Annotated in this window: 11 protein-coding genes and 1 pseudogene; 6 read left to right on the plus strand and 6 right to left on the minus strand. The window is 71.1% G+C overall.

Features of this window, described 5'->3' with window-relative positions; translation table 11 throughout:
* Positions 1-328, plus strand: a 328-nt coding sequence (locus tag ACWCSD_RS38520; protein ID WP_449922320.1) for a hypothetical protein, incomplete at its 5' end; no start/stop codon positions are given.
* Between the two features lie 126 nt (positions 329-454).
* Here ACWCSD_RS38520 and ACWCSD_RS38525 read toward each other — a convergent pair.
* Positions 455-3,148 (minus strand): BTAD domain-containing putative transcriptional regulator, encoded by a 2,694-nt coding sequence (locus ACWCSD_RS38525; protein ID WP_449922322.1) that lies wholly within the window; start codon positions 3,146-3,148, stop codon positions 455-457.
* Positions 3,149-3,273: 125 nt separating this feature from the next.
* Here ACWCSD_RS38525 and ACWCSD_RS38530 point away from each other — a divergent pair, with 125 nt between their 5' ends.
* The 3 genes and pseudogenes from ACWCSD_RS38530 to ACWCSD_RS38540 form a co-directional block, all read left to right on the plus strand.
* Positions 3,274-3,759, plus strand: a complete 486-nt coding sequence (locus tag ACWCSD_RS38530) for a hypothetical protein (protein ID WP_449922323.1) — start codon at positions 3,274-3,276, stop codon at positions 3,757-3,759.
* A gap of 223 nt (positions 3,760-3,982) precedes the next feature.
* Entirely contained in the window at positions 3,983-4,357 is a 375-nt protein-coding gene (locus ACWCSD_RS38535; protein WP_449922325.1) for a hypothetical protein, read from the plus strand.
* A pseudogene (locus ACWCSD_RS38540) lies at positions 4,317-4,511 on the plus strand (IS701 family transposase); the annotation flags it as partial. The gene ACWCSD_RS38535 and the pseudogene ACWCSD_RS38540, both read left to right, overlap by 41 nt.
* Positions 4,512-4,642: 131 nt before the next feature.
* Here the strand turns inward: ACWCSD_RS38540 and ACWCSD_RS38545 are convergent.
* A complete protein-coding gene (locus ACWCSD_RS38545; RefSeq protein WP_449922327.1) occupies positions 4,643-5,053 on the minus strand; it encodes a VOC family protein in 411 nt (136 codons plus the stop codon).
* Between the two features lie 96 nt (positions 5,054-5,149).
* On the opposite strand from ACWCSD_RS38545, the gene ACWCSD_RS38550 reads away from it, so the two are divergent.
* Complete coding sequence (locus ACWCSD_RS38550; RefSeq protein WP_449922329.1) at positions 5,150-5,302, plus strand: hypothetical protein; 153 nt, start codon at positions 5,150-5,152, stop codon at positions 5,300-5,302.
* Positions 5,303-5,348: 46 nt separating this feature from the next.
* Here ACWCSD_RS38550 and ACWCSD_RS38555 read toward each other — a convergent pair whose 3' ends face one another.
* The 3 genes from ACWCSD_RS38555 to ACWCSD_RS38565 all read right to left on the minus strand — a co-directional run bounded on the left by ACWCSD_RS38555 (position 5,349) and on the right by ACWCSD_RS38565 (position 7,076).
* Complete coding sequence (locus tag ACWCSD_RS38555) at positions 5,349-5,726, minus strand: GntR family transcriptional regulator (RefSeq protein WP_397158008.1); 378 nt, start codon at positions 5,724-5,726, stop codon at positions 5,349-5,351.
* Positions 5,723-6,544: a hypothetical protein gene (locus ACWCSD_RS38560; RefSeq protein ID WP_397158006.1), complete on the minus strand. Its 822-nt coding sequence runs from the start codon at positions 6,542-6,544 to the stop codon at positions 5,723-5,725. The genes ACWCSD_RS38555 and ACWCSD_RS38560 overlap by 4 nt, the downstream gene beginning before the upstream one ends.
* 139 nt (positions 6,545-6,683) lie before the next feature.
* On the minus strand, positions 6,684-7,076 hold the full coding sequence (locus ACWCSD_RS38565; protein WP_449922332.1) for a hypothetical protein: 393 nt from the start codon (positions 7,074-7,076) through the stop codon (positions 6,684-6,686).
* A 655-nt stretch (positions 7,077-7,731) separates the two neighbouring features.
* On the opposite strand from ACWCSD_RS38565, the gene ACWCSD_RS38570 reads away from it, so the two are divergent.
* Positions 7,732-9,195, plus strand: a complete 1,464-nt coding sequence (locus ACWCSD_RS38570) for a hypothetical protein (RefSeq protein ID WP_449922334.1) — start codon at positions 7,732-7,734, stop codon at positions 9,193-9,195.
* A 239-nt stretch (positions 9,196-9,434) separates the two neighbouring features.
* Here ACWCSD_RS38570 and ACWCSD_RS38575 read toward each other — a convergent pair.
* A partial coding sequence (locus ACWCSD_RS38575) for a DUF4097 family beta strand repeat-containing protein (RefSeq protein ID WP_449922336.1) occupies positions 9,435-10,099 on the minus strand: 665 nt, incomplete at its 5' end.

Below are 10,099 nucleotides of genomic sequence, written 5' to 3' on the forward strand. Positions count from 1 at the left end.
CGCCGTGCTCGCCGCCGTCGAGTCCGGCCGCGTCGAGCTGGCGCACGAGCTGCTGACGCGCTGGGGGACCGACGTCCCCGACGACTGGGTGGCCGACTTCCTCGTGCCCGTCTGGGGCCTGGTCGCCGCCCGCCTGGGCGTGCCCGATCCGCGCGCGCTCTACGACCGGCTGCTTCCGTACGCCGACCTGCTGGTGGTGGCCGGCATGGGCACCGCCTGCTGGGGGTCCACCCATCTCGTGCTGGCCGAGCTGGCCCGCTGCCTCGGCGACGAGGACGCCGCCCGCGCCCACGCCGCCGCCGCGCGGCCGGCACCGGCGGGCGGCTAGCGGATCTCGCGCAGGACCACGCCGAGCAGCCGGGCGACGCCCAGGGTAGCCCGCCCGGCGCGAGTCGTGGGAGCGCGCCGCGGCGCCGCCCGCACGACGGCGTGCGCCGCCCGTCTCAGCGAAGTCTCAGTGCTTCCTCAACGCTCTGGCCTGCTCCCTGACCTGCTCCGCGCGGGCGTCGCCGAGCTGGTCGAACCACTCCGCCGCGCGCTTCCACGCGTCGAGCGCCGCCTCGGCCTCACCGGCCAGCGCGTGCGTCTCGCCCAGCCTGACCAGCGTCTCCGCCGCGGGATACAGGTCGTCGCAGCTCCGCAGCAACTCCGCGGCGCGTTCGTAGCAGGCCACCGCCTCGGTGTGCCGGCCCATGGCGTCCAGGACGTAGGCGACGCTGTCCCAGGCGTGCCCCTCGCCCTGCGGGTATCCGAAGGCGGCCAGCAGGCGCTGCGCCCGGCGGCAGTCGGCCAGCGCCTGCTCGTACTCGCCGCGCTGGGCGCGCCACCAGCCCGCGTTGTTCAGCGCCCGCGCCTCGCCGACGACGTCGCCGCCCTGCCTGAACAGCTCCATCGCCCGTACGGCGTGCCCCAGCTCCCGCCCCGGCCTGATCCGGCTCAGCGGGACGGTCAGCCCCAGGTGGACGTGCGCCTCAAGGACCGGCTCGGCGAACCGGCGGTGCAGCTCCAGCGCCCGCTCGTAGTGCGCCACCGCCTCCCGGTCATGTCCCAGCTTGACGTGGGCGCGGGCCATGGCGTTGTGGCAGCGCGCCGCGGCCAGCCCCTCGTCGAGACGCTCGGCCGCCGACAGCGCCACCGCCTGGACGCCGAGGATCTCGGCCCACGGGCCGCGCCGCTGCATGAACTCCGTGAACGCCCAGGCGAGCTGCCAGGCGTGCCGGTCCAGCCCGGCGCCGGTGGCCTCGGCGAGCAGCGCGGGCAGCGGCAGCGACTCCGCGCCGAACCAGCGCAGCGCCTGCGCCGCGCCGGCGAAGCGCTGCACCACGACGCCCGCGACCGGCGGTGGCGGGTGCAGCCGCTCCCGGTGGGGATAGCAGACCTCGCTCGCGGCCAGGCCGGTGTGCACGTAGTGGTCGAGGAGGCGGTGCGTCGCCGCCCGGCGCACCTCTTCGTCGTCGGTCGCGCGGCCCTGCTCGGCCGCGTAGACCCGGAGCAGGTCGTGCAGGCGTACGCGGCCTTCCGCGCGCAGCTCCACCAGGTTGGCGTGGTCGAGCCGGTCGACCGTCTCCCGCGCGCGGTCGACCGGCAGCCCCGCCAGGCTCGCCACCGCCGCGAGCGGCAGGTGCACGCCCGATTCGCGGCCGAGCAGCCGGAAGAGGCGGGCGGCCGGTTCCGGCAGGTCGTGGTAGGAACGTCCGAGCACCTGACGCAGGTCGATGGCCGGATCGGCGTGGACGAACGGCTCCAGCCCCGGACGCGCCAGATCGGCGGCGGCATCGGCCAGCGACAGCTCCGTCCTTCGGGACAGGCGCGCCGCGACGATCGCCAGCGCCAGCGGCAGGTGGCCGCATCGGCGCACGATCCGCGCGGCGGCCTCGGGCTCGGCCGACAGGCGTGCCGCGCCCAGCCGCGCCGACAGCAGCCCGCGGGCGTCGCCGTCCGGCAGGACGTCCAGGCGCAGCAGCGACGCGCCCGCGGTCACCGAGAGGCCGGACAGGTCGGAGCGGGTGGTGATCAGCGTCAGGCAGCCCGGCGCGCCGGCCAGCAGGGGACGCACCTGGGCCGCGTCGCGGGCGTCGTCCAGGACGACCAGCACCCGGCGGCCGGACAGCAGGCTGCGGAACAGCCCGATCTGCGCGTCGAGGCTCGCGGGCACCCGTCCCTCCGGCACGCCGAGCGAGCCGAGGAAGCGGGGGAGCACCGCGGCGGCGTCACTCGCGTCGAGGTCCGCGTGCAGCTGGCCGTCGGGGTAGCGCTCCCGGCGCAGGTGTGCCCAGCGCAGGGCCAGCGACGACTTGCCCACCCCCGGAGGGCCGTGGATCACGCGGACGGGGGCCCGTTCGCCGTCCAGCCGCTCCAGCTCGGCGGCCCGCCCGACGAAGCAGCCGAGGTCGAGCGGGAGCTGGGCGGGCGCCACGGGCTCGGCGGCGCGGGCGCCCCGATCGGGATGCAGCATCCGCTGGTGGACGCGGTGCAGTTCGGGCCCCGGATCGACGCCCAGTTCCTCGGCCAGGAGGGCGCGCACGTCCGCGAAGCGGGTCAGCGCCTCGGCGGTCCTGCCCCACTCGTGCAGCGCCTCGATCAGCGCCGCCGCCACCGGCTCGTCCAGCGGGTACTCCTCGGCCAGCGGCGACAGCGCCGCCACCGCCGCTCCCGGATCGGCGCGGGTCACGGCGCGCGCCCAGCGCAGGCGGACCTCCTTGTGCTCGTCACGAAGGGCGCGGCGCGCCCGCTCCGCCCACTCGCCCGGCAGCCCCATGAGCGGCTCGCCGCGCCACAGCCCGAGCGCCTCGCCCAGCAGCGCCTCCGGCTCCGGGACGGCCGCCGCCCGCTCGGCCAGGCCGCGGAACCGGACGAGGTCCACCGCCGTCTCCTCCACGTCGAGCAGGTAGCCGCCGAGCCGGCGCAGCACGTCGCCGTCGTCGCCCAGCACGTCGTGGCGGAGCTGCGTGATGATCGTGTAGAGGGTTCTCCTGGCGCCGTCGGGCACCTGCTCGCCCCAGATCCTCTCCTGCAGCGCCTCGACCGGGACGACCCGGCCCACCTCCCACGCCAGGGCGGCCAGTGCGAGCGCGACCTGCGGAGGCCGTACCTGGCGGATCCGTGCCTCGCGTTCCAGTTCCACCGGCCCAAGCAACCGAATCAGCATGATCTTCGAGGGTAGTCATGGAGACGGCATTGAGAAATCGTCGAACCGGCGGACGCGCAATCGAACGCCTCCCTGTTCCGGTAGCCTCATCGGCGCCTGGCCAAGGTGATCAAGAAAAGGGACTGGTGGAGTACGTGATGTGCGAGCCGAAGCATGGCGAGGTCGAAGAGGTCGACGCGGCGGAGACGGACGAACCCGCAGGCGGAGGGACGATTTCGATTCTGTCCCGCATCGATTACCGCATCGAGGATTTTGACCGGCTTCTCGAAGAAGGGCGCAAGTCCTACCGGCGGATACAGCCGGACGCGAGCCCGGAAGAAGTGAACGACGCCGTACCGGACCTGCAGAGTGCCATTTACGAGATCATGCACGCGAACGAGGATCGTATCCCCTTCCCCTTCCCGTCCGGGGTGCCGATCGCGGGCATCACGTGGTTTCTGGAAGTGGACGAGGCGCTGGGGAAAGACGTGGAAAGATCGCCCGAGCAGCCCTTCGAGATAGCCTGCACCATGGAAGACGGCGATCTCATTCATCAACATCGCGACATCTATTACCTGACGGCAGAGGCGCTGGAGTCACCGAGAGGGCCCGACCTCCACTCCGGAGAATAAGTCCAGACGCGCCGCCTGCCGGTCGGCCTCTGGCAGCAAGTGGCCCCGGACGCCCCCCGAAGGGGGACGGCGGCTACCGCCGAAGTTGCAGGCGGACGAACTGCCGTACGGCGGTTGATAGACGAAAAATCTCTACTTTTCGCCGTATTTCACGAGCTCAGGGCCATTGATAGCGTCAGCCGCGCAACACGGAGTGATCCTCAGCCAGGAGGCCGGTGCGGTCGTGCGATGGTTGGCAGCGCTCATCCTGGTCTTGTCCGGGATCCTCGTGGTGACGGGGGCGCCCCCGGCCGCCGCCGCGTCGGTTCAGCCGGGACCGGGCCAGTTCTACGGGCTCCGGGCCCGGGCGCTGAGCAACGCGTCGATCGCGGCGGGGGCCACCACCACGGTCAAGGTGGCGGGCGTGGGCGTGGGCGCGGTGCCCCCGAGCGGGGTCGCGAGCGCGGTCGCGAGCGCCGCGGTGAACTTCGCGGCCAAGGGCGCGAGCGCGGCGGGGGTGGGCGGCGTGCCGGCCTTCGGGGTGGTGTACGTGGCGCTGATGCCCCGGCCACGTCGGCGGGCACCGCATCGCCCGTGCCGACGGCGGCACCGTGCCTGAGCGGTGGCTGATCAGGCAGTGGCCCGACGACGAGAGCGAGCCGGTCAGTTCGAAGGCCGATCACGGACCGGCTCGCGCCGCCATGCCACTCTCGTCGCCGCCGCACATCTGTTTCATCACCACGCTGCGGCTCGACCCAGAAGCGGTTGCGCCGGTCTGGCCCTCTACAAGGTCATCCGCGAGTCACAACTGCTGCTCGCGACCTGGACCGGCGCAGCCCCACCTGCCGTCAGAGGCTCGAACCGTCACGCCGCAACAGCCGCCAACAGACCGGACGAAGCACCATCAGGCGCGCTCGGGCCAGACAGGGCCCTCGTCGGTCCACACGACACCCTTGTTGCGGCAGAGACAGAAGGGGTGGCCGACGGGGTCGGTGTAGACACGCCACCCGTAGCCGTTGGGGCCGATGAAGTCCTGCTGCAGGGACGCGCCGAGGGCCAGGACGCGGCTCTGTTCGGCCTCGATGTCGTCGACTTCGAAGTCGAGATGGAACTGCTTGGGGTGCTCGCCGTCGGGCCACTGCGGGGCGCGGTAGTCCTCCACCGGGTAGAAGGCCAGCTCGATCTCGCCGAACCGGATACCGGCCCAGTTCTCGTGGCTGCCCTTCCTGATCGGGCGACCAGTCACCGCGGAGTAGAAGGCCGCCAGTTTCATCGCATCCGGGCAGTCGATGATGAAGTCGGTGAGTCGCAGCATCCCGCGATCCTGCCACAAGATCTGGTCCGCCGGGACTTCGAGACAGGCCCGCGGGCAGATCTGTCGGCGTTGGCGGCGGGCATCCCGTTCTTGCCGATGACGCTGCTCAGCGCCCTTCTGGCCCAGTTCTCCGCGCAGATCGCGTTGTCGGCAGCCCACACCCCGGCCGCCGTCGCCGTGCCGGAGCGGCCGACGGCCAGCTTCGAGATCATCGACCCCAGGTGTCGGTCATGGGGGCCGGTTCGATGAGCGGCCGGACGTGTCGGCGCTCGCCGCCGTCCAGGATCACGGGTGGTCATGGCGAGGCAGGTGCTACCGCGCCGGGCGTCAGGGCCGCCTGCACGATGCGGAGCGCTTCGGCCGCGTCGAGGCCGACGCTGGCGATCACGGCGGCGTAGTCGGCGGCGGCCCGGCGGGCCCGTTCCCGGCCTTCCTCGCCGGCGGCCGACACGAACGAGCCCGCCCGCCCGCGCGTCTCGATCAGCCCCGCCTCCTCCAGCTCCCGGTACGCTCGGCCGACCGTGTTGACGGCCAGCCCGAGGTCGGCCGCCAGGTGGCGGATGGTCGGCAGCCGGGCGCCCACGGCGAGCGTACGGTCCTGGATCTGCCGGGCGAGCTGGGCCCGCAACTGCTCGAACGGCGGGACCGGCGAGCCCGCATCGATGACGATCATCGCAGGCCCACCGCACGCCGCGCCGTGGCCGCGTACGACGGCGTCCTGACATGGACGGCGACCAGGGCGAGCACCCCCAGCACCAGGAAACCCACCGAGGCGGCGCTCCACCACCCGGGCGCGAACCCGGACAACAGCACCACCGGCAGCGTCCACAACACAGGCGGCGCGGAGCTCTCGCGCGCGTCCTCGATCCGCATGACGACGTCGGCCGTCAGCGAGACCTCGTCCTCGGCCACGACGGGCCGGGCCAGCATCTCGCGCAGCTGCAGGACGGCGCCGAGGGCGACTCCGGTCACGGCGACCAGCAGCACGACGGCGGCATGCCGTGCGGTGCCCTCGGTGACGGCCAGCGCGCTCACCCCCAGCGCGAAGGCGCAGGCGAAGGTGGCGCCCGCCATGACGGCGTAGGGCCGTCCGAGCAGGGCGGCCCAGCCGAGCTGCACCGGATGGGTCACCCGTCGCGGCAGTGCGGCCCCGGCACGCCGGTCGACGCGCCGCACCCAGGCGTCCAGCAGGGCCTGGGTCAGCAGCAGCGCGACGATCGACCCGCTCAATGCCAGCATCGGCACCAGCCGATTCGATCCGGACCCGCCGGAGGCTCCTGGCAGGGCGGCGACCTGCGCCAGGGAGGCCGCGATGATCAGCACGGCCAGAAGGACGCTGCCCAGCAGCCGCACCCGCCGCCGCACCGCCAGGCGCGTGGCCAGTAATGGCGTCGGCGGGCCGTCGCCCAGGCCGTGCCTCCGCAGCCAGGCCTCGGCAGAGCGGACGTCGGCCGACGGCGGTCCGGCCTCGGACATGGAAGCGTTCGTCATGCCTCCTCCTTTTGTCGCAAGCTTTGTAGCAACATCGTGCGTCATACCTTGCGACAAAGTCAACGCCCGGGACGCTCGTCCTCCCGAGGACGCAAGCCCCGGCTCCGGCAAGCGGAACTGTCAGGCGCCCTCTGGCGGATCAGCGCAAGTAGGGCGCATGGACTGCCTGATGCTTGCGTGCGAACTGGTCGAGGTCCAGGCGGACACCTGTCATCGCCTCGACGGTCGCCAGTGCGGTCTCCCAGTCGCGGTAATTCTCGGCAGGCCGTGTCACGCCCGCCTCGTCATCGGCCTTCATCCGTGCGCACAGCTCCCGCAAGGCTCCGAGATCTGCGTCGAGGGCCGCAGGGTCCTGGCCGGAACACTCCGGGCCATGGGGCGATGAGAGCTGGCCCACCGAGGTGACGAGAATGCCGTCGGCCGCATGGAACAACTCATGAGCGTTGTTGGCCAGCCACCAGAAACCCCATGCCTGTGGTTCCCGGATCCCGCTGAGGGCGGCGCCAAGCGCAGTGTTTCTGCGGCCGTTCATCACGATCTCGCGACGGCAGAGTCTGCGGTTCGGTGGCCATCACATGGGCCACGTGCGCACCCAGGCCCCCGGTGGAGGAAGCGTGGGCCTTCAGCGTGGCCGGACGTGTCGACGGCGGACAGTTCACGGCAACCCGCCGAGGTAATCGTCGGCCGCTGTCAATGACATTCGTCAGGTCAGTGGATTAATCGCGACCCGGTTCGGCCGTTCTCGCAGTTGGAAAGAGAGGTTACCGATCCATGAACACCTGTTCTGCTGCCCGTGATTCACCGGTGACGACGAACCGTTCAGGACGGAATTTCGGAGACTTTATCGCATCGCGTTGCTCGCTGTCAGCCCGATGATGAAGGTGCCCCGAAGGGCGCCTCTCACCTGCGGTAATTCGGTTCGGCAATCTGTCTGTCGGGCAGAGTTTCGCGGTCGCGCGACCACCGGCATCCATCCTCGCGTCGAGTCGAGGCGAACTCTCGCCGGTCGATTTCCGTTCCTTGTGTCAAGTGATCATCATGGCTTATGGTGTTCGGCGTCCGGCGGACGAGCCGATAAGGGAAACGGTGAGGCGAGGGCCGGGAAGAGGCTTCGTCCTGCGCGTGCCACAGGCTCGGCCGGCCGGAGAGACTCTATTCATCGCCGAATACCACGGGGACCCCCTCATATGTCACCTCAGCATTTATTCCGGCCGCGCCGCTTCCTGGTCAACCGCCTGATCAGATGGGGCGGCGTTTCGGCGGCCGTGGCGCTCGTCGCCTCGGTCATGGTGGCCGGCGCGGACGCGCGGAACGTCCGGGCCGCCGCCGTTCAGGACGCCAGCTTGATGGCCGTGACCAGCGGGAACACCAGCTTCGCCACGCCGACCGCGTCGGCCAGGCCGACCCGCAAGCGCAGGCCCACCCACAGGCCCACCGCCACCCCCACCGCGAAACCGACGAAGACTCCCGCCCCGTCGTCCACCCCCACGAAGACCGCGACACCGCCCCCCACGAAGACCGCGACACCGCCCCCCACGAAGACCGCGACGCCGACCCCGACCAAGACCGCGACGCCGACCCCGACCAAGAGCCCGACGTCCACGCCCATCAAGACGCCGACCGCGTCGGCGTCGCCCGCGACCGGCTCGGCCATCGCGGCGCGGCCCAACGACGGCTCGGGGTACTGGCCGGACTTCTCCAACACCGGCTACTCGCGCACCCCCGCGAACGCCGGCGGCCTCGGGCTGGGCGCCTATCCCGGCAAGCTCGCCGACTACGCGTCCGGCATGAGCCCCGACAAGCCGTTGCGCGTCGAGTATCCCGACAACAGCGTCATCTCCTTCAAGCGCTTCACCGCCTCGAAGGTGTACATCTACGGTGACAATCTCACGTTCGTGGGCTGCCTGTTCGAGGGCACGAACCCCAACGACAACCTGGTGCAGATCTACTCCGACACCAACATCAAGTTCCTCTACTCGACGTTCAAGCCCAGCTCCTACACCATGCCCCCCGGCAACGACGGCAAGGTGTCGTCCGCGCACGCCAAGCCGGGCACGCCGTTCGACAAGTCGTGGCAGCTCATGACGACGATGAAGGAAGCCGTCGCGGTCATGGACCACAACGACATCTGGGGCAACGCCGGACTGATCATGGTGACCGGATTCCCCGGCCGACCTTCGACATGGACGAACAACTACATCCACGACATGGCCGACACCGCACGCGACGTCTATCACCATGACGGCATCGGCCCGCAGAGCGAGGGCGACGGCGGCCACATGATCGTCAACCACAACACCCTGGCGTCCCTGGGCAACACCAACGGCCTGGCGCTGCAGGGCAAGGGCGTCTACCAGGACGTCTCCGTCACGAACAACTACATCTCCGGATGGGGTTACGCCCTCAGCATCGGCACGGCCGACAACGCCAAGAACATCACCGTGTCGGGGAACGTCTTCTCGGCCGAGCTCGACCAGCTGCACGGCTTCCTGTACGGCGGCATCTGGGGCGGCACGGCTCGCGGTTCCACGTGGCGCGACAACCGCATCCAGGCGCGCACCGGCGACGGCAACCGCGGCTACACGCCGGCCGACAACGCCAAATACCTGTGGCCGGTCGGCACCGCCCACGCCACCGACTACACCGGCTGACTCACTGCGCCCGGCACCCGCCCCCTCGGCAGCGGCCGGCGGCGGACGGCGCCGGGCGCGTCTCATCCTGCGGGCCGCAACCTGGCAACCGTCCGCGCGGCCGCGGCCGGGACGTTCGCGGGGGTGCCGGATACCCGGCGCGAGACAGTGGCGTTCGCGGAGGAGCCGGATACCCGGCGGGGACAGCGACGCGCACGAGGGTGCCGGTTACCCGGCAGTGGCGTGCGCGGGGGAACTGGTTACCCGGTGGAGACAGTGATGTCTCCGGAGCCCGTGGTCAGTGACATCTTGCGCGGGGAGGAGCCGTCCTTCTTGACCGAGACGCTGGCGTCCCCGGAGGCCGTGCCGGCCTTCACGTCGAAGGTCTCGTCGGGGACGGTGAGCACGACGTCGCCCGACCCGGCCGACAGCTCGACGCTCTCCGGCGCGACCGCGTACCTCAGGGTGACGTTGCCGGATCCCTCCTTGACCAGGAGCTTCTTGCCGCCCAGGCCGTCACCCTTGATGTCGCCGGAGCCGGCCTCCAGGTCCAGAGGGCCGGTGAGCGACCTCAGCGTCAGATCACCCGAGCCGGCGTCCAGGTCGACCGGCACCCCCTTGGGGACCTCCACCTGGTACTCGACCCCGCAGGTTCCCCACGACTTCTCGCAGTCGTAGGAGACGGACAGCGTGCCGCCCTCCACCTTGTGTGCGGCCCGCGGCTTGTCGTTGCTCCAGTAGAGCCTCTCGGTCACGCTGACATAGGCGGCATCCGACTCGGTGACGGTCACGTTCCCGCTGCCGCTTCTGAGGTGAAGCCGCTGCACCTTCTCCTTGACCTGGTACGTACTGGTCTCCTCGTTCTTCGGTTTGCCGATGGCGTCCAGGCCGCACCCGGTCAGGAGCACCGCGGAGGCCAGCAGGC

Source organism: Nonomuraea sp. NPDC001684 (assembly GCF_053596515.1).

What these genes read in the sequence shown, in the direction of transcription:
- ACWCSD_RS38570 (WP_449922334.1), top strand. Translation starts at nt 7,732, where the DNA reads ATGTCACCTCAGCATTTATTCCGGCCGCGCCGCTTCCTGGTCAACCGC.
- ACWCSD_RS38565 (WP_449922332.1), bottom strand. Translation starts at nt 7,076, where the DNA reads ATGAACGGCCGCAGAAACACTGCGCTTGGCGCCGCCCTCAGCGGGATC.
- ACWCSD_RS38545 (WP_449922327.1), bottom strand. Translation starts at nt 5,053, where the DNA reads ATGCTGCGACTCACCGACTTCATCATCGACTGCCCGGATGCGATGAAA.
- ACWCSD_RS38550 (WP_449922329.1), top strand. Translation starts at nt 5,150, where the DNA reads ATGACGCTGCTCAGCGCCCTTCTGGCCCAGTTCTCCGCGCAGATCGCG.
- ACWCSD_RS38560 (WP_397158006.1), bottom strand. Translation starts at nt 6,544, where the DNA reads ATGACGAACGCTTCCATGTCCGAGGCCGGACCGCCGTCGGCCGACGTC.
- ACWCSD_RS38555 (WP_397158008.1), bottom strand. Translation starts at nt 5,726, where the DNA reads ATGATCGTCATCGATGCGGGCTCGCCGGTCCCGCCGTTCGAGCAGTTG.
- ACWCSD_RS38525 (WP_449922322.1), bottom strand. Translation starts at nt 3,148, where the DNA reads ATGCTGATTCGGTTGCTTGGGCCGGTGGAACTGGAACGCGAGGCACGG.